The sequence below is a fragment of the Rhodococcus sp. NPDC077669 genome, assembly GCF_040686915.1.
Lineage (GTDB): Bacteria > Actinomycetota > Actinomycetes > Mycobacteriales > Mycobacteriaceae > Rhodococcoides > Rhodococcoides fascians.
On sequence record NZ_JBFBMD010000011.1, the window covers coordinates 108,349 to 130,915 of the forward strand.

Consider the following 22,567-nt stretch of genomic DNA (forward strand, 5'->3'; position numbering starts at 1 on the left):
TACCGGCTCTCGGGACTCGCCGCGGCACCCGCTCGCTTCCGGCGGTTACCGACGGGTAAGGGCTACACTGGCGACCCGTGATCAGCACCTCGAATGTGTCCAAGTCCTACAAGACCTCGACCAGGCCCGCTCTGGACAAGGTGACGGTCTCCATCGACAAAGGCGAGTTCGTGTTTCTGATCGGGCCCTCGGGGTCTGGTAAGTCGACATTCATGCGCTTGTTGCTCAAGGAAGAGACGCCGACGTCCGGCGATATCCACGTAGCGGATTTTCACGTCAACCGGCTCGCTGCTCGTCGCGTCCCGCGGCTACGACAGAGCATGGGGTGCGTGTTCCAGGACTTCCGACTGCTGCAGCAGAAGACCGTGGTGGAAAACGTCGCGTTCGCGCTCGAGGTGATCGGCAAGCCTCGATCGATGATCAAGCGCACTGTTCCCGAGGTGCTGGATCTGGTGGGACTCGGCGGCAAGTCCGACCGTCTGCCCAACGAGTTGTCCGGTGGTGAGCAGCAGCGTGTGGCGATCGCCAGGGCGTTCGTCAATCGACCGCTGGTGCTGCTCGCCGACGAGCCGACCGGAAACCTCGATCCGGACACCAGTCAGGACATCATGCTGCTGCTCGAGCGCATCAATCGCACCGGAACCACCGTGCTGATGGCGACCCACGACAACCACATCGTCGATTCCATGCGTCGACGCGTCGTGGAACTGGACAACGGACGAGTCGTTCGTGACGAGGCCCGAGGGGTCTACGGCGTCGGCCGCTGACGCCGACCACCGAACTCGACCGCTCAGACTTCTCGACCGAACGAATCGAAGGGCTCGGATTCCGCGATGCGCGCAAGTTTCATCTTCAGTGAGGTCTTCACCGGGCTTCGCCGCAACATCACCATGACGATCGCCATGATCTTGACGACCGCTATTTCCCTCGGTCTGTTCGGCGGCGGATTGCTCGTGGTGCAGATGGCAGGAAAGACCCAGCAGATCTTCCTCGACCGGGTGGAGGTGCAGATCTTCCTCACCGACGACATCTCTGCCACCGACGCAGACTGTGCCCAGGAGACGTGCGCTACGTTGCGCTCGGATCTCGAGAACACACCCTCCGTGGTCTCGGTGCAGTACCTCAACCGCGAGGACGCGGTGAAGGATGCGACCGAGCGAGTGTTCAAGGACCAACCCGAACTGGCCGAGTTGGTCAGTGCCGACAGTTTCCCGGCCTCGTTCAAGGTGCGTCTGAGCGACCCGGAGCGATTCGGAGTGATCAACGACAACTTCGAGAACCGTCCGGGTGTGCAGAGCGTGCTCAACCAGCGAGACCTGGTGGAGCGATTGTTCAGCGTCCTGAACGGAGTACGCAACGCAGCGTTCGCGATTGCCACCGTGCAGGCGATCGCTGCGATCCTCCTGATCGCCAACATGGTCCAGATCGCTGCGTTCACCAGACGAACCGAGGTCGGAATCATGCGGCTGGTCGGCGCCACCCGGTGGTACACCCAGCTGCCGTTCCTCCTCGAAGCCGTGGTCGCAGCTCTGGTCGGTTCGGCGCTGGCGATTGCCGGGCTGTTCACCGCGAAGAACATGTTCATCGACGACGTCCTCTCCGACGTCTATCAAGCCAATATTCTGGCCCGGATATCGAACAGTGACGTGCTGTTGGTCTCGCCGTTCCTGGCACTCGTCGGAGTGGGAATGGCGGCGGTCACCGCCTACATCACATTGCGCCTCTACGTGCGCGAATAAATTCGGTTGCCGATCGGTTCTATGCTGGAGCGGTTGCCGATGAGGCGGCGTCACGCATCGAACGCTCGAGAAAGGGCCCTGCAGTGAGAGAGAAGGGCCGCAAGGCCATTGCGACCAATCGCAAGGCACGGCACAACTACTCCATACTCGACGTCGTCGAGGCCGGAGTCGCGCTCGTCGGCACCGAGGTCAAGAGCCTGCGCGACGGCAAGGCCTCCCTCGTCGACGCCTTCGCGACCGTCGACGACGGCGAGATCTGGCTGCGCGGGCTGCACATCGCGGAATACACACTCGGAAGCTGGACCAACCACGCGCCGCGTCGAAACCGCAAACTTCTTCTCCATCGTCGCGAGATCGACCGCCTGGCCGGCAAGGTCAAAGAGGGAAACCTGACGTTGGTGCCGCTGTCGATGTACTTCTCGGACGGCAAGGTCAAGGTCGAACTGGCGTTGGCCAAAGGCAAGCAGGACTACGACAAGAGACAGTCGTTGGCCAAGCGCACCGCCGAACGCGAGGTCACTCGTGAGCTCGGGCGTCGAGTGAAGGGCATGCGCTGACCGCTGTCCTGCTCGCTCTGGTAGCTGCTGTGGGCTACGGGGTGAGCGATTTCGTCGGCGGTGTCGCGTCCCGTCGAGTCGCAGCCCTGCGGGTGGTCATCGTGTCCTATCCGCTGTCACTCGTCATCGTGTTGCTCGTCGCTCCGTTCGTCGGCGGCACCATCGAACTCCCCGCGATGCTGTGGGGCCTGGCGTCGGGTGTGGCGGGCGGCGTCGCCGTGTGGTGGTTCTATCTCGCGCTCGCGGCTGGGCCGATGGCAGTGGTGTCCCCGGTGACGGCAGTGCTGGTCGCCGGAATCCCCGTTCTGGTCGGGTTGTCGATGGGTGAGCGTCCCGGCGTCATCGCCTTCGTGGGCATCGCCGTTGCCCTGGTGGCGGTCGTGCTGGTCAGCAAGGAGTCACCGGACGAGGTGACCGGCGAGGTCGCGGGCGGCCGCGACATGAAGTTCACCCGCACCGTGGCCTGGCTTACGGTCGGGTCGGGTGTGACGTTCGCCTTCGCCTTCATCTTCCTGCATCAGATCGGTGACGGCAGTGGGCTGTGGCCCCTCGCGGCGTCCCGCGCATCGGCCACCGCGGTGGTCTGGGCCGTGGCGTTGGCGTCGGGGCATTTCGCACCGCCCCACGGCAGCGTGCTCAAACTTGCCGCGTTCGTCAGCGTGCTCGACGTGGTCGCCAACGCCGCGATGATCTACGCGTACGAGGGCGGTCTGCTGTCGTTGGTGAGCGTCATCGCTTCGCTGTATCCGGCTGCGACGGTGTTGCTGGCGATGGTGATGCTCGGCGAACGGGTCGGCGCACTACAGAAGGTGGGAATGGCGTTGGCGCTCGGGGCAATCGCGATGATCGCGCTCGCGGGTTGAACTTGCCCTCGCACGGGTAATGAACCCGTTTATGACTGCTTCCGGTTCTACCTCCGATGTCCCCACGTCCGAGAACGCGTCGTCTCGGCCGCGTGTGCTGGTCACCGGTGCCACGGGATATCTGGGCGGTCGTCTGGCACCGCGTCTGCTGGAAGAGGGCTACCGGGTTCGCGTATTGGCCCGGACCCCGAGCAAGCTCGACAACGTTCCGTGGGCGGCGGACGTCGAGATCGTCCAGGGTGACCTGAGTGATCGGGAGTCGCTGAAGGATGCGCTCAGCGACGTCGACGTCATGTACTACCTGGTGCACTCGATGGGCACCGCGGGCCATTCCGATTTTGCCGACACCGAACGCGACAGCGCCGAGAACGTAGCCACCGTCGCTGCGGATTGCGGCGTCGGTCGCATCGTGTACCTCGGTGGCCTGCATCCGCCGACGGGAGAGCTGTCGCCACACCTGAAGTCACGCGCCGAGGTCGGGCGTATTCTGATCGAGTCGGGTGTCCCGACGATCGTGCTGCAGGCGGGCGTCGTCATCGGGTCCGGTTCGGCCTCGTTCGAGATGATTCGCCACCTGACCAATCGGTTGCCGGTGATGACCACCCCACGGTGGGTGCACAACCGTATTCAGCCGATTGCCGTACGCGACGTGCTGCACTACCTCATCGGGGCCGCGAGCGCTCCGGTCACCGAGTCCCGCACGTACGACATCGGCGGGCCGGACGTCATGCAGTACGGCGAGATGATGAACATCTACGCCGACGTCGCCGGTCTGCGGCAGCGTCGCATCATCGTGCTGCCGGTGTTGACGCCTCGCCTGGCCGGTCACTGGATCGGGTTGGTGACGCCGATTCCGCGCGGATTGGCGATGCCGCTCATCGAATCGTTGCAGTACGACGCCGTCGGTCACGAAATGGATATCGACGCCGTCGTTCCACGTCCGGCCGAAGGCTTGACGGGCTACCGAGATTCGGTGCGTCTGGCTCTACGCAAGATCGACGACGGCGAAGTCGAGACACGGTGGACCGACGCCACCGGAACTGCGGCCCCGTCGGATCCGCTTCCCTCCGACCCTGATTGGGCTGGAGAGGTCGTCTACACCGATACCCGGGTGGCCCGAAGCGGCGCGCGTTCGAGCACCATTCGGCCCGCGCTCGAACGATTGGCCGACGCCGAGGTGCTCGCCGGTTGGCACCGTGACGCCACGGGGCCGGATGCGTCCGCCTCGGGAACCGAACACACCACCCGGCTGAAGTCGTCGCGACGGCTGCCAGGAGAGGCGTGGTTGGATCTCACGGTCGGTGGCACCGCCAAGCAGCCGACGATCGAACAGCGACTCGTGTTCTTTCCTCGCGGATTGGCCGGGCGAGCCGTGTGGTACGCGTCGTTGCCCGTACGCAGGGCCGTTGCTCGTCGAATGCTGCGGACAGTAGTGGATCGAGTCGAGTCCGACGCCGGTGCAGCCGCGGCGCAGGGACCTGCCGGCCGTTAACGGGATGAATATGGCCGATCGACGCGTTACACTGAACAGCCCGGACACGGTGTTCGGGAACATACGGGGCTGAACGGTTTCGACTTTGTATGTTGAGTCAGGGGAAGCGTGTCGGTGCAGGCGAGAGACCACCGTAAGCGTCATCGCAACCTTATAAGCGCCGATTCCAATCAGCGCGACTACGCACTCGCTGCCTAAGTAGCGACTGCGTGTCTGTCAGTCCGGGCTTGCCCTCGGCCCGGGTACTGGCATCAGCTAGAGGGCTTACCGATTCATCCGGCCGCGGGATGATGAGGAACATCAAACAGTGGCTGGGATCGTCATCCTGACTTGTTCGCGAGATCGGGAGATCCAAGTAGAGGCATAGCGGACTGCACACGGAGAAGCCCTGGCAATGCAGCAGAGGACCCGGGTTCGATTCCCGGCAGCTCCACTGTGAAGGCCGGGCCGAGAGACTTTCTCTCGGCCCGGTCTTTTTTTGTGTCGGACACCTCACAAACACTGCTGTCGACCCGGTCCCACCCGCAGGGGGCTCGGTGCCGAATAGAGAGCATGAGCAACCAGCGGACCCCAGTTCTCTACACGGGGAAGCGGCTGTCGTCGCCGTCGATGGTGGTATTGGTTCTGAGCGGTGGCAAGGACGTGAGTCGCGCGCGCAGCAGGCCGTGGCACCTGGCGGGGTTGAGAATGTGGCCCTTCACCTGGACGCTTCGGCGGGCCGGACGTAGCCGCGACATCTCGGTCCAACAACTGCGATGTCGATTCCGCGGCTGGAACGCCCCCGAACGGACGCCGGTAGAGGACGCGCGGTGGGCGCTGCGCCGCATTCGTGACCGCAATCCCGGAGTTCCTGTGGTCGTGGTGGGGCACTCGATGGGCGGGCGCACAGCTGCTGCGCTGATCGACGACCCGTCGATCGCGGGTGTCGTTGCGCTTGCTCCGTGGTGGCCGCAGGGTACGGAGGCCGACGGATTCGACGAGAATCGCACGCTGCTCGTGGTGCACGGAACTGCCGACCGGTGGACCGACCCGCGAACCTCCCGTCGTGCGACCGAACGCGCAATGGCGAACGGTGCCGACGCCGAATATCTCTCGGTGCCTGGAGGCCATTTCATGCTGCGTGATCCGCGCGTGTGGTCGCGCGTCACTCGTGACTTCGTTCTCCGTATCGCCGACGAGTCAAGAGTGCGAACCGATTCGAGCGAATCCGGTGCGTCGACGGGCTGCAGGGGAGAATCGTCGTGACCCGCCGTGTTGCCGTCGTGGGCAGCGGGGTGGCCGGCCTCACGGCGGCATACGCGCTGTCCAAGAACTCGTCGGTGACGTTGTACGAGGCCGACTCTCGGCTCGGCGGCCATGCGGACACCCACTTCGTGGACGGCCCCGGTGGTCCGGTGGGCGTCGACACCGGGTTCATCGTGCACAACGACCGCACGTATCCGACGCTGCTCCGTCTGTTCGACGAGCTCGACGTGCCGACGCAGGATTCGGACATGAGCATGTCCGTTCGGTGCGACGGCTGCGGGCTCGAATACTCGGGCGGACAGGGAATGCGGGGCATTCTCGCGCAGCGGACCGCGGTCCTGCGGCCTCGCTTCGTCTCGATGCTGCTCGACGTCAAGCGTTTTCATCGTCTGGCGACCGAGCTACTCGAGCGCGAGGACGCCGCGGACACCGAGACGACGCTCGCTCAATTCTTGGAGCAGCACTCGTTCTCCGCATACTTCGAATCCCACTTCATGACACCGTTGGTGTCCGCGGTGTGGTCGTGCGATCCGGACACTGCTCTCGCCTACCCGGCTCGCTACCTGTTCACTTTTCTCCGCCACCACGGAATGCTCACCGTCACAGGATCTCCCACCTGGCGTACCGTCACCGGCGGGTCGATCGAATACGTTCGTCGGGTTGCGGAGCACATCGACGAGGTGTTGCTCGACAATCCGGTACATGCTGTCTACCGGTCCGGGGATTCGGTGCAGATCCGGGACGGCCACGACGACCTGCGCACGTTCGACGCCACCGTGATCGCAGTCCATCCCGGTGCCGCGCTGAAGATGCTCGCGGAGCCGACTGCGCTCGAACACAGCGTTCTCGGAGCTATGCCGTATTCGGTCAATCACACTGCACTGCACACCGACTCGTCGGTGCTGCCACGAAACATCAGAGCGAGAGCGTCGTGGAACTACCACCTCCCGTCCTGTAGCGCCAAACCCGATCGAGTTCTGGTCAGCTACGACCTGACGAGGTTGCAGCGATTGGGTGACAGCGATCGAAGGATGCTGGTCACCCTCGGGGGAGCAGATCGCATCGACCCGAACACGGTGCTCGACGAGATGACCTACGAGCACCCGCAGTACACCCCCGAATCCGTCGCAGCGCAGCGTCGGCTGCCCGAACTGGACACCGAGACGGTGTCGTTCGCCGGGGCATACCACGGGTGGGGATTCCACGAGGACGGTGCGTTGTCCGGAGCGCGCGCCGCGCAACGGGTGGGGGCCTCGTGGCTCTGACGTCGGTTCTGCCGAACACCCGGGCGCACGGGGCGGCGCTGTATCTCACTCGGATCGATCACGTCCGACGAGCACCGATACGAAATACGTTCTCGTACAAGAGCTACAGCTGGTTCGTCGACCTCGACGCACTTCCCGAACTGCCGCGGATCCTGCGGCCACTCGCATCATTCGATTCCCGCGACCACATGGGTGCCCCTGGTGCCACCATTCGCCAGAACGTCGATGCCTTCTTGGCAGAGAGTGGAATCGATCTCGGCGGCGGTCGCATCACGATGTTGGCCAGCGCGCGGGTGTTCGGGCACACGTTCAACCCATTGACTGTGTACTGGTGTCACGACCGCGACGGAGACCTCCGCTGCGTGGTGGCCGAGGTGCACAACACCTACGGGGAGCGATACCGGTACCTGTTGGACACCGGTCGTCACGGTGAGGCACGGACTACCAAAGAGTTCTACGTCTCACCGTTCAACGACGTCGACGGCGAGTACTCCATGCAGCTGCCCGAGCCGGACGCCACACTCCGGCTGTCGATCGTCCTCGAACGTCTCGGCCACCCTCCGTTCGTGGCGACCGTCGTCGGCCGTCGCCGCCAGGTGACGACGCGATCGATTCTTCGTACCGCACTCGAGATCCCGATGGCACCGCTGCGAGTGGTGATACAGATTCGCTGGCAGGGCATTCGGCTCTGGGCGCGGGGTCTGAAGATCGTGCAGAAACCTGCCCCTCCGGGGGCGCGGAGAGTTCAGAAGGAAGGAGCTCACAGATGACAACGGTGTCTCGAACCGATTCCGTGTCGCACCCGTCCGGTGCCGGGCCGCGCCCGCTCGTCGATCCTCGGGTCTGGCCCCAGATCGCCCACGTTCCCGGTGGCGTGAAAGTTGCGGTCGCCGCGCCCGTTGCCGACTTTCTCTTCCGTCGTGCGGTCGCGGGATTGCAGGTCCGAGTCGCGATGCCGGACGGCACAGTGATCGGGGCCGGATCGTCCGACGCACCGTTGATGACGGTCTATCGGCCACACGACTTCGCCGCGCGCGTCGGCGACAGCGGCCTCATCGGATTCGGTGAGGCATACATGGCCGGAGACTGGGATGCCGAGGATCTCACCGCTGTGCTCGAGGTCTTCGCTCGTCGAATGGCGTCGCTGATTCCCAATTCCTTGCAGCGACTCCGTGGGCTCTACGTCCCGAAACCTCCACGGAGTGAACGCAATACGACGAAGAACACTCGATCCAACATTTCGCGTCACTACGATCTGTCGAACGAGCTGTTCGAGCTCTTCCTCGACGAGACCATGACCTACTCGAGTGCGTTGTTCGCCGGATCGGGACCCGACGACAGCATGGAGCTCGCCGACGCCCAGCGCCGAAAGATCGACCGGCTACTCGATCGCGCAGGCGTCGGCGAAGGAACCAGGGTCCTCGAGATCGGCACCGGATGGGGCGAGCTGGCCATCCGCGCAGCCGCTCGTGGTGCGACGGTCCGGTCGGTGACACTGTCTGTCGAGCAGCAAGAGCTCGCGCGTAAGCGTTGTGCCGCTGCGGGTTACGCGGATCGAGTGCAGATCGATCTTCTCGACTATCGTCTGGTCGACGGGGAGTACGACGCCATCGTGTCGGTCGAGATGATCGAGGCCGTCGGGCATCAGTATTGGAGAACGTACTTCGAGACGATCGACTCGTTGCTCGCGCCGGGCGGTCGGGTTGCGCTGCAGGCGATCACGATGCCACACGACCGGATGCTGGCCACCCGAAACACCTACACCTGGGTACACAAGTACATCTTTCCCGGAGGTTTCCTGCCGTCGGTGCGGGCAATCGAGGAGGTGACCGAGCAGCACACCTCGCTCCGGGTTCGGGAGCGCCTGTCCATGGGTGACCACTACGCGCGCACCCTCGCGCTGTGGGACAGTCGATTCCGTGAATATCGCTGTGAGGCAGAAGCTCTCGGATTCGACGAGGTGTTCGCGCGTATGTGGCACTTCTACCTGTGTTATTCGGAGGCCGGGTTTCGATCCGGGTACCTCGATGTTCAGCAGATCGTGCTCGACCGAAGGGACAAGCGATGATTGCCTCGACACTTACCGCAGACCGGACCGAGCGCGGCGTCGGAGTCGCGCATCGGATCGCCGAGTTGATAGAACCCCTGGTGGGTGGTCCGCTTCCCGTTCGGCTGCACGCGTGGGACGGATCCGTCGCAGGGGATGCCTCGGCACCGAGAGTGCTGTTGCGAAGTCCGAATGCCCTTCGTCGATTGCTCTGGAGCCCGGGTGAACTCGGTGCTGCGCAGGCGTACGTCACCGGAGAGTTGGACGTCGACGGCGACCTTGCTGCAGCTCTCGATCACGTCTGGGGTGTGGTGCGTGAGCGTCGACTCGCGGCCGTTCGCCCGGGGCCGGCGTCGCTACTGCGGTTGGCGAAACTGGCCAAGGATCTCGGAGTGTTCGGCCGCCCATTGCCGCCGCCGGTGTCGCAGGCCTCGGTGAAAGGACGGCTGCATTCGGTGCTCCGTGACCGCGCTGCGATCAGCCACCACTACGACCTGTCGAACGACTTCTACGAACTCGTCCTCGATTCCCACATGGCGTATTCCTCCGGATACTGGACGTCCGACTCGGCCGACTACACGCTCGACGATGCCCAACGAGACAAGCTCGATCTCGTCTGTCGCAAGGTCGGTTTGGACAAGAAGCCAGGTCAGCGGTTTCTCGACGTCGGCTGCGGCTGGGGTTCCCTGAGTCTGCATGCGGCTCAGGAGTACGGCGCGCAGGTCGTCGGAGTGACCATCTCGCGCGAACAGAAAGCCTTCATAGACAAGCGAATCGCCGACCGGGGACTGCAGGACAACGTCGAGATCCGAATCCAGGACTACCGGGAGATTCCGGACGGTCCGTTCGACGCAGTGGCGTCGATCGAGATGGGCGAGCATGTGGGAGAAGCCAATTACCCGACCTACACCGCCGCACTGCATGCCAACGTGAAACCCGGCGGACGCGTACTGATTCAGCAGATGTCGCGGAGGGAGGGCGACAACCCCGGCGGCGGCGCGTTCATCGAATCGTTCATCGCGCCGGACATGTACATGCGACCGGTAGGGCGGACAGTGGCGATGATCGAGGAGGCCGGACTCGAGGTTCGCGACGTCCATGCTCTGCGCGAGCATTACGTGCGGACCGTCGATGTCTGGACGGAGCGCTTCGAGGCGCGGTACGACGACGTGGTGGCGATGGTCGGGGAAGAGGTCGCTCGCGTGTGGCGGCTGTACCTGATCGGCGGGGGAATGGCATTCCGGGACAACAGGATGGGCGTCGACCAGATCTTGTCCGTTCGCCCGGTCGAGGGGTCGTCCGGGATGGAACCGGTCCGCCCGGTGTGGGTGGCCGCGCGGTGAATTGGTCCGACTTCTTCACCGTGTCACTGGCGAGTCTCGGCGGTACTGCTGTCCTGATGATCATCACCGCCCTCGTCGGTGCCCGTATCGGACGACACAATGTCGTGGATGTGACGTGGGGTGGCGGCTTCGTTCTGATCGCGCTGATCTCGGCTGCGACCGGAACCGGTGATCTGTGGCGACGACTCCTGCTGGTCGTGCTCGTCGGAGTGTGGGGGCTTCGTCTTGCGCTGCACATGGTGCAGCGCTCACGCGGACACGGGGAGGATCCGCGGTACACCGAGCTGCTGTCCAAGGCCACCGGCAACAGAACCTGGTACGCCCTGCGGAAAATCTATCTGACGCAGGCGGTTGCGCTGTGGTTCGTGTCCCTTCCACTGCAGGTTTCCGCCGTTTCACACGGATCGGTTCTACCCGTCGTCGTACTCGGCGTAGTGGTCTGGCTACTCGGATGGACGTTCGAGGCAGTGGGCGACGCGCAATTGAAGGCGTTCAAGGCGGACGCGTCGAACAAGGGCAAGATCATGGACCGAGGTCTGTGGTCCTGGACGCGGCATCCCAATTACTTCGGCGACTCGGCAGTGTGGTGGGGACTGTTCCTCGTCTCGGCCTCGGCGTGGCCTGGGGTGTTCACGATTCTGTCGCCTGTCGCGATGACGTACTTCTTGGTGTTCGCCACCGGGGCTCGGCTGTTGGAACGGAGCATGGAGAAGCGTCCGGGGTATCGCGAATATCAGCAGCGAACCAGCTATTTTCTGCCACGGCCACCGAAACGGCAGAGCAAGTAGCTCGCGGGTGGGGCAGCGGCGTTAGGGTTGAACGAGAAATTCGGTTCGTCGACCGGATTCGGTTCGTTCGAGGATTGAGGAGGCGCATCGTGGCGCACGAGAGAGCTGGAACCACTGCACTGCCGGAGGATCTGGTCGATCTCTCGCAACTCGTCACGGCGTACTACTCGCGCATTCCGGACGTGTCGGAGCCGAGTCAGCAGGTCGTGTTCGGGACCTCGGGTCATCGAGGTTCGAGCCTGGATTCGGCGTTCAACGAGGCGCACATCGTCGCGACCACGCAGGCCATCGTGGAATATCGTTCCGCGCAAGGCATCACCGGGCCACTGTTCATCGGTCGAGACACCCATGCATTGTCCGAGCCCGCGTGGACGACGGCTCTGGAGGTGTTGGCAGCCAACGACGTCGACGTTCTGGTCGACTCGGGGGATCGCTACACCCCGACGCCCGCCGTCAGTCATGCCATTCTCCGGTACAACGAGTCGGGGCCGACCGCGAAAGCCGACGGCATCGTGGTCACACCGTCCCACAATCCGCCGCGTGACGGCGGGTTCAAGTACAACCCTCCGCACGGTGGACCGGCCGACAGCGATGCGACGTCGGTGATCGCTGCCCGCGCCAACGAGCTTCTCCGCGAGGGCATTACCGGAATCAAGCGCGTGACTCTCGCGCAGGCGTTCGCGGGAAGCGTCTCGCGGTACGACTTCCTCGGCACCTACGTGGACGACCTCCCGAACGTGCTCGATCTCGATGCGATCCGCGCCGCCGGAGTTCGCATCGGTGCGGATCCGCTCGGCGGTGCCAGTGTCGACTACTGGGATGCGATCGCCGAACGACACAACCTCGATCTGACCGTCGTCAATCCGTTGGTCGACGGCACGTTCCGCTTCATGACGTTGGACACGGACGGCAAGATCAGAATGGACTGCTCGTCGCCGAACGCGATGGCATCACTGATCGCAGCCCGGGATCGATTCGACATCGCCACGGGCAACGACGCCGACTCCGATCGACACGGCATCGTCACTCCCGACAGTGGTCTGATGAACCCCAATCACTACCTCGCGGTCGCGATCGACTATCTGTTCACCCACCGGCCCGGGTGGTCACCGACGGCGGCAGTCGGCAAGACGCTGGTGAGTTCCTCCATGATCGATCGCGTCGTCGCCGGTCTCGGACGAAAGCTGCTCGAGGTCCCGGTCGGGTTCAAGTGGTTCGTGCCGGGCCTGTTGGACGGCGAGCTCGGCTTCGGCGGCGAGGAGAGCGCCGGTGCCTCGTTCCTGCGGCACGACGGCCGAGTGTGGACCACGGACAAGGACGGAATCATTTTGGCGCTGTTGGCCTCGGAGATCACCGCGGTCACCGGATCGACACCGTCGCAACGCTACGCAGAATTCACAGCCGAGTACGGCGATCCGTCGTACGCCCGAGTCGACGCTCCGGCAACCAGGGAGCAGAAGGCTGTGCTCGCCAAGTTGTCGCCCGACCAGATCACCGCCACCGAATTGGCGGGGGAGCCGATCACCGCGACGCTGACCGAGGCTCCCGGAAACGGGGCCGCACTGGGAGGGCTGAAGGTGACAACGGAGAGCGCCTGGTTCGCAGCTCGTCCGTCGGGAACCGAGGACGTCTACAAGATCTACGCGGAGTCGTTCCAGGGCAAGGAACACCTCGCCGAGGTCCAGGCTGCAGCACGTGAATTGGTCTCGTCCGCTCTCGAGAGCTCGTGACCGACTCACCGACACCCGACCACGACAGCCCGGCCCCCGAGCCGGCATTCCAACCCGGAGGCAAACTCCCACCGGAGATCTGGGTACTGGTCTCGGCAGCGTTCGTCATCGCCCTCGGATTCGGCATCGTCGCGCCTGCCCTGCCGCAGTTCGCTCGGGAATTCGGCGTCGGATACACGGCCGCATCGGCAGTGATCAGTGCCTTCGCCCTCATGCGGTTGCTGTTCGCACCGGCGAGCGGCGCTCTGGTTCAGCGCCTCGGCGAACGACCCGTCTACCTGATCGGACTGTTGATCGTGGCGGTCTCCACCGGTGCGTGCGCTCTGGCTCAGACGTACTGGCAGCTGCTGGTGTTTCGCGGACTGGGCGGAATCGGGTCGACGATGTTCTCGGTGTCTGCTCTCGGACTGCTGATCAGAATCAGTCCACCTACCAGTAGAGGCCGCATCTCCGGGCTGTACGCGACCGCTTTCTTGCTGGGAACCATCGGTGGTCCGCTCGTCGGCGGCGCGCTCGTCGGTTTCGGTCTGCGGGTGCCGTTCGTCATCTATGCCGTGGCTCTGGTGATCGCCGCTGCCGTCGTGTACTTCACCCTCGGCAATTCCGATCTGGTCAAGCCGGAGAAGGGAACTGCGCCGCCGACGATGTCGTTGCTCGCTGCTCTGCTAATCCCGTCCTATCGGGCCGCGCTGGCGTCGAATTTCGCGAACGGATGGGCCGTGTTCGGTGTCCGAGTGGCGCTGGTGCCGTTGTTCGTCGTCGAGGCAATGCAGCGGTCCGAGGTGTTCGTCGGGATTGCTCTCACGGTGTTCGCAGTGGGTAACGCACTGGTTCTCACCACTGCCGGTCGCCTGTCCGACGTACGCGGACGCAAACCGTTCATGCTGGGCGGTTTGGCGGTGTGCGGCCTGGGAACGGTCGTGATGGGCTATGTCCACGATCCGGTGTTGTTCCTCGCGGTGTCGTTGATCGCCGGAATCGGATCGGGCCTGATGAGTCCTGCCCAGCAGGCCTCGGTCGCCGACGTGATCGGCTCCAAGGCCCGTGGAGGACCCGTGCTGGCTGCCTTCCAGATGGCGTCCGACGTGGGCGCTGTGATCGGCCCGATCGTGGCCGGAATGATCGTGGAACGGGTCTCGTTCGGTCCGGCTTTCGCCGTGACGGGCGCACTGCTTCTACTGGCGGGGTTGTGGTGGTCGCGCGTTCCGGACACCCTCGAGCGCGAGCGCAGCTGACGGATACGTCCGTAGTATTCGCTCTGTGAGCGAGAAGAAGACATCCAGCACGAAACACACTCCGCAGGCCTCGTCGAATACCGTGACGTACATTCTGGGCGGTATTGCATTCCTCGTGGTGGTCGCGGTCGTCGTGGTAGCGATCCTGTGGCAGCGAGGCAGCGACGCGCCCCGGAACGACGGGTACGGATCGGTCAAGAATCCCGAGGTCGAATTGTCGTTGCCGGGAGACGGTGTCGTCGTATTGGCTCGTCCGGGCGCGCAGCGCGTCATCGATATCTACGAGGACCCGATGTGCCCATTCTGCAGTGATCTCGAGGTGAAGCACGGCCAGGAATTGGCTCAGAAAATCGACGACGGCGTTGTCTCGGTCAACTACCACCTGATCAATTTCCTCGATGCGAGCTCGGCCTCGGGTGACTATTCGACGCGGGCCGTTGCGGCGTCTCACTGCGTGGCCGCCACCGAGAATGCGCGGGTCTACTCGGCTTTCCACGCCGCGCTGTTCGACCCGGAATTCCAGCCGGAGGAAGGAAGCGACTCCGACCGAACCGATGCCGAGCTGGCGGAGCTGGCAACGTCGAACGGAGCGAGCGATCTTGCGGTGGAGTGCATCACCACGGGCGCTCAGCGTGACTCAGCGGTGGCGGACGCGACGACCGGTCGGGACGCCTTGGCCGCGTCGGGCGCACGCGGAACTCCGGGTGTTCTGGTGGACGGACAGGTGGTCGACGCGCTGGGCGACTCGGAATGGCTGGCTACGGTCGGCTGATCGGGGTCGAGGGCGGGGGCCCGTACCGGAGCATCGAGTACGGGCCGCACCAGCTGATTTGTTGCTGCCGCGAGCGATGGTGTAACTTCGTTCGAGCAACCGCATGAGCGGGAGCACGCAGTACTCGGGGCTATGGCGCAGCTGGTAGCGCACCACACTGGCAGTGTGGGGGTCAGGGGTTCGAGTCCCCTTAGCTCCACCGAGAAAGCAAAAGCGCCGCCCATCGGGCGGCGCTTTTGTTGTGTCTATGGCTTCGGCCACCGAATCGGCGTCTGCAGCGTGAGTCCTGAGACGCCGATTCGGAAGGCGGGGGTCAGTGAGCTGCGTCGAACGCCTGCTCCACTTCGGCGGGTATTCTTCCGCGCGCAGAAATGTTGTGGCCGTTCGCCTTCGCCCATTCTCTGATGGCTTTGGTCTGATTGGCGTCGCGCTTCGCCCCGGTGGCCGGGGAACTCGACTTCTTCTGTCGCTTTCCGCCCACCTTCGTCGAGTGCTCGATGTAATAGTCGAGCTTGCGGTGGAATTCTTTGGCGTTCTTGTCGCTCAGATCGATTTCGTAGCTGACTCCGTTGACCGAATAGGTTATGTGTTCGCCACCGGATTCGATCGGTTTTTCGTCGATGTCATCGACTAGTTGCACATAGACTTTTCTGGCCATGCTGAAGCTCTCCAATGGTGCAGGGAATGATGCGGGGGGATGTCCAGATCGAACTGTGTCGACTATACGGCCGAACAATGTGTATATCCATGCTGGCCGATCGATTGTTACCGGTTTCGCAGCATTGCCACAGAATCTGCAGATGTATTCGTCGAAACCGACGTGGCGCAGGCATTAAGTGTGTGCGCAGTGCGAGGGATCGCTGTTGCGGTGAACAAAGACAAACTGTCCGGTATTCATAGGAAATTCGTTCTCGGGGTCGGTTCGAGCCGGCGGCCGGTTTCGGAGTTTCGCGGCACTTGTGTCGCCGTCGTGGGAAACATGAGAAGGCTGGGCAGATCGCAACGGATCGATCACGAAATGCAATCCTTTGGCTAACGAAATTCGATCAGGGACTCGAATGGATCGATCTCTGGTTCACTCGAGCAGCAAGTGTTTGTTGTGACGCACGGTAGCTCCTGATACCAATGGGAACCGCGTGGCTCGACGGCGTCCGAGGTGCCGAGAGGGGAGTGGCGCGACCGGCTCCACCGGAGCGCCCACGAGTCGATGAAATCTTCACGAACAGCCGGGTCGGCTGCGATGACGCTGATGTGCGTAGGTCTACTGGGTGCTGGAGCGCTCGTCGGCGCACCGGCATCGGCCGACCCGTCCATGCCCGCCACCGCGCCGTCGGCGACACCCGGCACGGAATCGGCCGGACGAGAGTTGACGGGAAAGACGGTCTTCCTCGATCCGGGTCACCAGGGCACAGCTCACTCGGAGAATCTGCAACGGCAGGTCGACGACGGGCGCGGCGGTACCAAGGATTGCCAGACCACGGGCATGACCACGGTGGACGGGGTGCCGGAGCACACCATCAACTGGAAGGTCTCGGAGCTGGTTCGGTCCAGTCTGGAGAGTCTCGGTGCGACGGTGAAGACCAGCCGCGTCGACGACACCGGATGGGGCGGGTGCGTCGACGATCGGGCTCGCGCTGCCAGCGCGTCCGGAGCCGATGTGGCCGTCAGCATTCATGCGGACTCGACGAGCACGACGACCGACACCGACAAGCACGGATTCCATCTGATCGTGCCGACACTGCCGATTCCGAATGCAGCGGCCGATGCGGCTCAGTCCGAGGGCGGGCGCTCGGCCTCGAAGCTGATGAGAGATTCCTACGTTCGCGCCGGGTTCGATCCCGCCAATTACTCGGGCGTCGTCGGCGGGATCCAGGAACGATCCGACGTCGCGGGGCCCGCACTGACGACTGTTCCGTTGGTGTTCGTCGAGATGGGCAATGGTTCCAACCCGGACGACGCGGCGGTGCTCGAGGGCTCGGACGGTCAGGTGAAGCATGCGATCGCCATCTCCACCGGCATCATCGACTATCTTCTCGGAGCCGAGGCTGCCTCGTCGCCGGGCGTCGCAGTTTCCACCGCCTCTGCGCCGACACCGACGAGCGCGACTGTCCCCACAGCTACGTCGACGTCCGTAGCGGGTCGTAGTGCCTTGTCTCGACTGCTCGAAAGCGTCTCGCCGTATGTCGAATCGTTCGGTGTCGACGGGTTGAAGGGATTGGTGACCGACGAGAACGTCAGCAGCGTCTCCACCTTCGCTCGAGGCCTCCTGAATCGAATTCTCGCCGCCCGGTAGTCTCGACCGGCGTGGCGCGTCGACGAATTCCGGTGGTGATCGTTGCCGGCTTTCTGGGTGCAGGCAAGACCACTCTGCTCAATCATCTGTTGCGCAACGATGCGGGAATTCGGATCGGCGTCGTGGTCAACGATTTCGGTGCGATCAACATCGATTCCATGCTCGTTGCAGGACAGGTCGATTCGATGGTGTCACTGGGCAACGGATGCATCTGCTGTGCGGTGGACATCACTGACATGGACGCGATGTTCGATGCGCTGGCACACCGCCGCTCGCCCATAGACGTGATCGTGGTGGAGGCCAGCGGATTGGCGGAGCCACGGAATCTCATTCGAATGGTGCGCGGTAGCGAGAACGAGTTCATCGTGTACGGCGGATTGGTGGGAGTCGTCGACGCGGTCGAATTCGCGGATACCCGCACCCTGCATCCCGAAATCGATCAGCATCTGCAATTGGCAGATCTGGTGGTATTGAACAAGTCCGACGCCGTCGAGGATTCGGAGCGCTCTGCGGTGGTGTCGACGGTTCGGTCCATTGTCGGCGACGTCCCTGTCGCAGCTGTGTCGTTCGGACGCGTCGATCCTCTGTTGTTGTTCGACCGGCCCCAGAACGGGCCGGTCGAATCCGCACTACCCGTGCAATTGTCCTTCGACGAACTTCTCCGCGAGCACCTCGACGACGACAGCTGCCACGAGCACGGACACCACCGACACCTGCATGCGCAGTACTCGCATACCGAGTTCGTCAGCACAGCAGCGATGGAGCCGCGTCGGCTGATCGAATTTCTGGAGAATCCGACCGGAAACCTCTACCGCATCAAGGGTGTCGTGCATTTCGACCTGCCGGGACACCAGCAGAAGTTCATCGTGCAGACGGTAGGGCGACACATCCGGTTCGAGAGTGCAGCGTGGTCACGGGGTGAAGCCCAGCAGACATCACTGGTGCTGATCGGCACCGAACTCGATGCGGACGCGGTAGATCATCGACTGCGGGCCTGCGTGCGCGGCCCTGACGACGCAGTCGACGCCTCGGCCATGTTGCCGGTCCATCGATACCTCGAGCCGGCGTAGGTCTTCTACAGTCCGACCCATTCGGTGCGCCCGCCTTCGAAGCCCTGCCGTTTCCAGATGGGTACCTCGGCCTTGATGCGTTCGACCAGTCGGGCGCACGCCTCGAACGCCTCGGCGCGATGAGCCGATCCGACTGCGGCGACGAGCGCGAGATCGCCGACCCGCAAGTCCCCGACGCGATGCACGGCAGCGACCGCAAGACCGGTTTCGGACGAGACTTCCGAGCAGCATCGGCTCAAGAAGCGTTCCGCATCGGGGTGGGCGCGGTATTCGAGAGTTTCCACGGCGTGGCCACCGTCGTGGTCACGAACGATTCCGCTGAACAGCACCACGGCGCCGTGGTGCGAATCCTGTACCGCGGCTTCTACTTCGGCGGTCGTCAGCGGCTCGTTCGAGATGCGGGCGACGAGTTCAGTCATCGTGGGGTCCTCCTCCTGAGATCTGGGCGAGTACATGATCGAGGAGCGGATCGAGAACGGCCAAGCCGTCTTTCACGCCTCCCGGTGATCCGGGCAAGTTGACGACGAGGGTACGTCCGATCAACCCGGACACTCCGCGACTCAGCACCGCGTGAGGCGTCGCGGAGGTTCCCTTGGTGCGGATCTGGTCTGCTATTCCTGGCATCTCGATGTCGAGCAGTGCCGCCGTGGCCTCCGGAGTTGCATCGGTAGGGGAGACGCCGGTTCCGCCGGTCGAGATGATCAGCGACGGCTCGCCGCGTAGCGAGTCGCGCAGCCCGGCCTCGATGTCGGCATCGGCGTACACCAGCGGGCCACGCACCGCGAAGCCCCGATCGGTCAGCCAGGACGCGATGGACGGGCCGGTGGTGTCCGGGCGGGTCCCGCGAGCACCGCCGGTGGAGGCCACGAGCACGACCGCCGACTTCGTCCCCTCCGACGGCCGAGCGTCGTCGTCGGGGCCGGTCGCCTTCGCATCACGCTGCCAATGCCCGTGCTTACCACCGTCTTTGGTGATCAGCCGGACGCCGTTCATCGTCGCACCCGGGTCGACCGCCTTGACCATGTCGTGCAGAGTCAACCCGGCAACCGCGACGGCGGTGAGGGCTTCCATCTCGACGCCGGTCCTACCGGTCGTGCGCGCGGTGGCCTCGACCGTGATGGAGGTGTCGGTGAATCCGAAGGAGATCTTGACCGACGAGAGCGCGAGCTGATGGCACAGCGGAATCAGATCGGAGGTGCGCTTGGCAGCCGAGATACCGGCGATCCGAGCGGTCGCCAGGACATCGGCCTTCGGCATGCCGTCCGCCTGCACCAACCCGATGACCTCGGGCGTGGTGACGAACTCGCCTGCCGCCACAGCCGTTCGGGAGGTCTCTTTCTTGTGCGCCACATCGACCATGCGGGCACGGCCCTCGTCGTCCAGGTGAGACAGGGGGTTCTGCGGGACTTCGGTGGTCACAGCGGCCATACCTCCACGGGCGATCCTGCGGCGAGTTCGGTTGTCTCGGCGGCGATGTCGATGAGCACGTCGGCCCACGCCAGTGCGGCCACCAGGTGGGACCCCGGTCCGGCGACCAGTTCGACCCGGCCGTCGTCACGCAATTTTCCGCGGAGCAGTTGACGCCTGCCCGGCGGCGAGGTGATCGACTGGAACAGAGTCGCAGGGCCCGACAGGACCGGTGGCAGGCCGGCCGATCGCCGAACGATGTTGCGCGCGAACATGATGTACGACACCACGGTGCTGACGGGGTTGCCGGGGAAACTCAGGACCGGGGTGCCGTCGAACATCGTGATGCCCTGCGGTCCACCCGGTTGCATCCGAACCGATCCGAACTGTCCACCCAGCGGCGCGAGAACGTCCTTGACCACCTCGAAGTCGCCCATCGACACTCCACCGGAGGTGATGATGAGCTCCGCCGATGCGGCTGCGGAGGTGAGGATGCTTCGGAAGCGTTCCGGATCGTCGGTGCTGCGTGCGACGGTGACCACGTCGGCACCGCTCGCGCGCAGGTGCGCGGCAAGAGTGATGCCGTTCGAGTCGAAGATCTGACCGGGCGAGAGCGTCTCGCCTGCGTCGGCCAACTCTGCTCCGGTGGTCACCACGGCCACCCGAGGACGCGACCGTACGTCGACGGTGGCCAGTCCGACGGCCGCGAGAACCGAGATGTGCCGGGGCTCGAGCACTCTGCCCGCGTCGATCAGGACCGTTCCCGCGCGTACGTCGCTACCCTGTTCGCGCACGAATTCGCCTGCGACGCGGGCTCGTTCGACGGTCACCGCACCTGCGGTGGTCACCGTGGTGTCCTCCACGGGGACGATAGCGTCCGCTCCGTCGGGTATCGGTGCGCCGGTCATGATCTTGGCTGCGCTACCGGGCGTGAGCGTCGACGGTCGGGTGGGTCCGGCAGCGATGATCGTCGATACCGGAAGCGTCACGGGCGCAGACTGCACCGAGCGAGAATCGACCGCATAACCGTCCATCTGCGAATTTCGGAACAGAGGTAGATCGACGGGGGAGGTCACATCGTGGAATGCCACCCGCCCCAGTGCGTCGGCCAGCGGTACTCGTTGGGCTGCTCGGGTGCCCAAGTCTGCGAGCAGCGACTCGATCGCTGCTGCGTGCTCCTCGACGGATACGGCGCTCACAGTGCAGGTCCGGTGATCGCTCGAGTGTGCTCAGCCGTCATGGCTGCCAATCCTAGGCACGCCGACACGACGGGCGCGTGTGGGCTGCGGCATACTGGGTAGACAAGCCGATGTGAGACATGCAGGAACAGACGGATTCGAGGTGTGAGGTGACGGTGGACAGTGTCACGTCCCTCGGGATCCCACGTATAGGTTCAGCCCCCTCGGGGTCGTCGTTCGGCCCGGTCGACGATCGTCCCGACGTGCCGCATCTGATCGATCGATTCGGGCGGGTGGCACGCGATCTGCGCATCTCGATCACCGAGAAGTGCTCGCTGCGGTGCACGTACTGCATGCCGGAGGAGGGGCTCCCGGCAATCCCCACAGCCGACCTGCTGACCGCTGGCGAGATTGCTCGGGTCGTCTCGGTTGCCGTGCGCCTGTTGGGAATACGCGACGTGCGTTTCACCGGCGGCGAGCCTCTGATGCGTCGAGATCTGGACGAGATCCTTCGTTCGTGCTCCGCTGTGGCGGACGGCGTTCCGTTGTCCATGACCACCAATGCCGTCGGTCTCGAACATCGCGCGCAGGCTCTCGCCGAGGCCGGTCTGACGCGCGTCAACGTGTCGTTGGACTCGGTCGATCGCGAACAGTTCGCGCGCTTGACTCGACGCGATCGTCTGCCGTCGGTGCTGGCCGGCATCCGAGCGGCCAAGAAGGCGGGCATCGGTCCGGTGAAGGTCAATGCCGTACTGATGCGAGATACCCTCTCCGGCTCCGTGGATCTGCTCCGGTGGTGTCTGGACGAGGGGGTCGCGCTTCGATTCATCGAGCAGATGCCACTCGACGCCGATCACGAATGGGCCCGCAACAACATGATCGACGCCCAGACGTTGCTCGACGAGCTGACCACTGCGTTCGATCTACGTGAAGTGGGTCGCGCCGATCCGTCCGCTCCTGCCGAGGAATGGAGCGTGGACGGTACGGAGGCGACCGTGGGAATCATCGCGTCCGTCACGCGCTCGTTCTGCGGCGACTGTGATCGAACGAGGCTCACTGCCGAGGGGACCATCAGGTCCTGCCTGTTCAGCGACGACGAGACGGATCTTCGCGCGGCGCTGCGGGGCGGTGCCACCGATGACGAGTTGGCAGCAGTATGGCGCGGAGCCATGTGGAACAAATGGGCCGGGCACGGCATCGACGCCGAGGGCTTCGTGCCACCGACCCGCAGTATGGGAGCAATCGGTGGTTGAGATACAGCCCAGCACGACCGGTAGTCGAACGATGCAGGTGGAAGTGCGGTACTTCGCGGCCGCCGTCGACGCGTCCGGCTGCGAGTCGGAACACCTCACTCTGCCGGTCGGTTCGACGCTGGGAGAATTGCGCGAGGCCATCCGTTCTCGGTACGGAGCCCCGATGGAACCGATTCTGCGGGTGTCGGCATATCTGGTCGGAGACGAGTTGACCCGCGATCTGGGTCGGTCCGTAGGCCGCAGAGTCGACGTACTGCCGCCGTTCGCCGGCGGCTGATCGTCACCGATCG

22 protein-coding genes, 1 tRNA gene and 1 other RNA gene are annotated in these 22,567 nt (G+C 64.1%); 20 read left to right on the forward strand and 4 right to left on the reverse strand.

The features are described 5' to 3' along the window. Positions 1 to 77: 77 nt before the first annotated feature. From ftsE to AB0P23_RS15200, 16 genes are all read left to right on the forward strand, one after another. Positions 78 to 767 carry a cell division ATP-binding protein FtsE gene (gene ftsE / locus AB0P23_RS15125; protein WP_027496574.1) on the forward strand — a complete coding sequence of 230 codons (690 nt, stop codon included), beginning with the start codon at positions 78 to 80 and terminating at the stop codon, positions 765 to 767. Between the two features lie 66 nt (positions 768 to 833). Further along, positions 834 to 1,739: a permease-like cell division protein FtsX gene (gene ftsX, locus AB0P23_RS15130; RefSeq protein ID WP_032366335.1), complete on the forward strand. Its 906-nt coding sequence runs from the start codon at positions 834 to 836 to the stop codon at positions 1,737 to 1,739. Positions 1,740 to 1,822: 83 nt separating this feature from the next. Then, positions 1,823 to 2,296, forward strand: coding sequence for an SsrA-binding protein SmpB (gene smpB, locus AB0P23_RS15135; protein WP_027496576.1), 474 nt, complete (start codon positions 1,823 to 1,825; stop codon positions 2,294 to 2,296). A gap of 8 nt (positions 2,297 to 2,304) precedes the next feature. Continuing rightward, complete coding sequence (locus AB0P23_RS15140; protein ID WP_072692108.1) at positions 2,305 to 3,159, forward strand: DMT family transporter; 855 nt, start codon at positions 2,305 to 2,307, stop codon at positions 3,157 to 3,159. A 31-nt stretch (positions 3,160 to 3,190) separates the two neighbouring features. Beyond that, entirely contained in the window at positions 3,191 to 4,651 is a 1,461-nt protein-coding gene (locus tag AB0P23_RS15145) for an SDR family NAD(P)-dependent oxidoreductase (RefSeq protein ID WP_241257830.1), read from the forward strand. A gap of 65 nt (positions 4,652 to 4,716) precedes the next feature. Then, positions 4,717 to 5,087, forward strand: a transfer-messenger RNA (tmRNA) gene (gene ssrA / locus AB0P23_RS15150). A 116-nt stretch (positions 5,088 to 5,203) separates the two neighbouring features. Continuing rightward, positions 5,204 to 5,896, forward strand: coding sequence for an alpha/beta fold hydrolase (locus AB0P23_RS15155; RefSeq protein ID WP_206497949.1), 693 nt, complete (start codon positions 5,204 to 5,206; stop codon positions 5,894 to 5,896). Further along, complete coding sequence (locus tag AB0P23_RS15160) at positions 5,875 to 7,161, forward strand: FAD-dependent oxidoreductase (protein ID WP_204857511.1); 1,287 nt, start codon at positions 5,875 to 5,877, stop codon at positions 7,159 to 7,161. The genes AB0P23_RS15155 and AB0P23_RS15160 overlap by 22 nt, the downstream gene beginning before the upstream one ends. Further along, complete coding sequence (locus tag AB0P23_RS15165; RefSeq protein ID WP_204857489.1) at positions 7,152 to 7,931, forward strand: DUF1365 domain-containing protein; 780 nt, start codon at positions 7,152 to 7,154, stop codon at positions 7,929 to 7,931. Before AB0P23_RS15160 ends, AB0P23_RS15165 begins: the two co-directional genes overlap by 10 nt. Then, the gene (locus AB0P23_RS15170; protein WP_204857490.1) at positions 7,928 to 9,229 is read left to right on the forward strand and encodes a cyclopropane-fatty-acyl-phospholipid synthase family protein; all 1,302 of its coding nucleotides are present in this window, start codon (positions 7,928 to 7,930) and stop codon (positions 9,227 to 9,229) included. The genes AB0P23_RS15165 and AB0P23_RS15170 overlap by 4 nt, the downstream gene beginning before the upstream one ends. Continuing rightward, on the forward strand, positions 9,226 to 10,551 hold the full coding sequence (locus AB0P23_RS15175) for a cyclopropane-fatty-acyl-phospholipid synthase family protein (RefSeq protein WP_206497948.1): 1,326 nt from the start codon (positions 9,226 to 9,228) through the stop codon (positions 10,549 to 10,551). The genes AB0P23_RS15170 and AB0P23_RS15175 overlap by 4 nt, the downstream gene beginning before the upstream one ends. Before the next feature lie 56 nt (positions 10,552 to 10,607). Continuing rightward, positions 10,608 to 11,339 carry a DUF1295 domain-containing protein gene (locus AB0P23_RS15180; protein WP_094622506.1) on the forward strand — a complete coding sequence of 244 codons (732 nt, stop codon included), beginning with the start codon at positions 10,608 to 10,610 and terminating at the stop codon, positions 11,337 to 11,339. 89 nt (positions 11,340 to 11,428) lie between these two features. After that, entirely contained in the window at positions 11,429 to 13,069 is a 1,641-nt protein-coding gene (gene pgm, locus AB0P23_RS15185; protein ID WP_027496584.1) for a phosphoglucomutase (alpha-D-glucose-1,6-bisphosphate-dependent), read from the forward strand. Between the two features lie 77 nt (positions 13,070 to 13,146). Beyond that, entirely contained in the window at positions 13,147 to 14,304 is a 1,158-nt protein-coding gene (locus AB0P23_RS15190; RefSeq protein ID WP_287451657.1) for an MFS transporter, read from the forward strand. Positions 14,305 to 14,329: 25 nt separating this feature from the next. Beyond that, on the forward strand, positions 14,330 to 15,076 hold the full coding sequence (locus tag AB0P23_RS15195) for a DsbA family protein (protein WP_287451642.1): 747 nt from the start codon (positions 14,330 to 14,332) through the stop codon (positions 15,074 to 15,076). A gap of 126 nt (positions 15,077 to 15,202) precedes the next feature. After that, positions 15,203 to 15,275: transfer RNA gene (locus AB0P23_RS15200), tRNA-Ala, on the forward strand. A gap of 114 nt (positions 15,276 to 15,389) precedes the next feature. Here the strand turns inward: AB0P23_RS15200 and AB0P23_RS15205 are convergent. Beyond that, complete coding sequence (locus AB0P23_RS15205; protein ID WP_032370939.1) at positions 15,390 to 15,734, reverse strand: Lsr2 family protein; 345 nt, start codon at positions 15,732 to 15,734, stop codon at positions 15,390 to 15,392. Positions 15,735 to 16,283: 549 nt separating this feature from the next. Here AB0P23_RS15205 and AB0P23_RS15210 point away from each other — a divergent pair. Continuing rightward, positions 16,284 to 17,369, forward strand: a complete 1,086-nt coding sequence (locus tag AB0P23_RS15210; RefSeq protein WP_287454500.1) for an N-acetylmuramoyl-L-alanine amidase — start codon at positions 16,284 to 16,286, stop codon at positions 17,367 to 17,369. An 11-nt stretch (positions 17,370 to 17,380) separates the two neighbouring features. Continuing rightward, complete coding sequence (locus AB0P23_RS15215; protein WP_032391560.1) at positions 17,381 to 18,439, forward strand: CobW family GTP-binding protein; 1,059 nt, start codon at positions 17,381 to 17,383, stop codon at positions 18,437 to 18,439. Between the two features lie 5 nt (positions 18,440 to 18,444). Here AB0P23_RS15215 and AB0P23_RS15220 read toward each other — a convergent pair whose 3' ends face one another. The 3 genes from AB0P23_RS15220 to glp are packed head-to-tail and all read right to left on the reverse strand — an operon-like array spanning position 18,445 to position 21,045. After that, a complete protein-coding gene (locus AB0P23_RS15220; protein ID WP_027496591.1) occupies positions 18,445 to 18,858 on the reverse strand; it encodes a molybdenum cofactor biosynthesis protein MoaE in 414 nt (137 codons plus the stop codon). Continuing rightward, positions 18,851 to 19,858, reverse strand: coding sequence for a bifunctional molybdenum cofactor biosynthesis protein MoaC/MoaB (gene moaCB, locus AB0P23_RS15225; protein ID WP_255175889.1), 1,008 nt, complete (start codon positions 19,856 to 19,858; stop codon positions 18,851 to 18,853). The genes AB0P23_RS15220 and moaCB overlap by 8 nt, the downstream gene beginning before the upstream one ends. Next, positions 19,855 to 21,045: a gephyrin-like molybdotransferase Glp gene (gene glp / locus AB0P23_RS15230; protein ID WP_032372666.1), complete on the reverse strand. Its 1,191-nt coding sequence runs from the start codon at positions 21,043 to 21,045 to the stop codon at positions 19,855 to 19,857. The genes moaCB and glp overlap by 4 nt, the downstream gene beginning before the upstream one ends. Before the next feature lie 119 nt (positions 21,046 to 21,164). On the opposite strand from glp, the gene moaA reads away from it, so the two are divergent. Both moaA and AB0P23_RS15240 read left to right on the forward strand, forming a co-directional pair. Then, positions 21,165 to 22,277, forward strand: coding sequence for a GTP 3',8-cyclase MoaA (gene moaA, locus AB0P23_RS15235; protein ID WP_287454503.1), 1,113 nt, complete (start codon positions 21,165 to 21,167; stop codon positions 22,275 to 22,277). 31 nt (positions 22,278 to 22,308) lie between these two features. Further along, the gene (locus AB0P23_RS15240) at positions 22,309 to 22,554 is read left to right on the forward strand and encodes a MoaD/ThiS family protein (protein WP_032401382.1); all 246 of its coding nucleotides are present in this window, start codon (positions 22,309 to 22,311) and stop codon (positions 22,552 to 22,554) included. Positions 22,555 to 22,567: the final 13 nt, after the last annotated feature.

Excerpts from the sequence above, each read along its gene's own strand:
- ftsX (WP_032366335.1), top strand. The coding sequence starts at position 834 with ATGCGCGCAAGTTTCATCTTCAGTGAGGTCTTCACCGGGCTTCGCCGC.
- AB0P23_RS15145 (WP_241257830.1), top strand. The coding sequence starts at position 3,191 with ATGACTGCTTCCGGTTCTACCTCCGATGTCCCCACGTCCGAGAACGCG.
- AB0P23_RS15155 (WP_206497949.1), top strand. The coding sequence starts at position 5,204 with ATGAGCAACCAGCGGACCCCAGTTCTCTACACGGGGAAGCGGCTGTCG.
- AB0P23_RS15170 (WP_204857490.1), top strand. The coding sequence starts at position 7,928 with ATGACAACGGTGTCTCGAACCGATTCCGTGTCGCACCCGTCCGGTGCC.
- AB0P23_RS15175 (WP_206497948.1), top strand. The coding sequence starts at position 9,226 with ATGATTGCCTCGACACTTACCGCAGACCGGACCGAGCGCGGCGTCGGA.
- AB0P23_RS15180 (WP_094622506.1), top strand. The coding sequence starts at position 10,608 with ATGATCATCACCGCCCTCGTCGGTGCCCGTATCGGACGACACAATGTC.
- AB0P23_RS15205 (WP_032370939.1), bottom strand. The coding sequence starts at position 15,734 with ATGGCCAGAAAAGTCTATGTGCAACTAGTCGATGACATCGACGAAAAA.
- AB0P23_RS15210 (WP_287454500.1), top strand. The coding sequence starts at position 16,284 with ATGAAATCTTCACGAACAGCCGGGTCGGCTGCGATGACGCTGATGTGC.
- AB0P23_RS15220 (WP_027496591.1), bottom strand. The coding sequence starts at position 18,858 with ATGACTGAACTCGTCGCCCGCATCTCGAACGAGCCGCTGACGACCGCC.
- moaA (WP_287454503.1), top strand. The coding sequence starts at position 21,165 with ATGCAGGAACAGACGGATTCGAGGTGTGAGGTGACGGTGGACAGTGTC.
- AB0P23_RS15240 (WP_032401382.1), top strand. The coding sequence starts at position 22,309 with ATGCAGGTGGAAGTGCGGTACTTCGCGGCCGCCGTCGACGCGTCCGGC.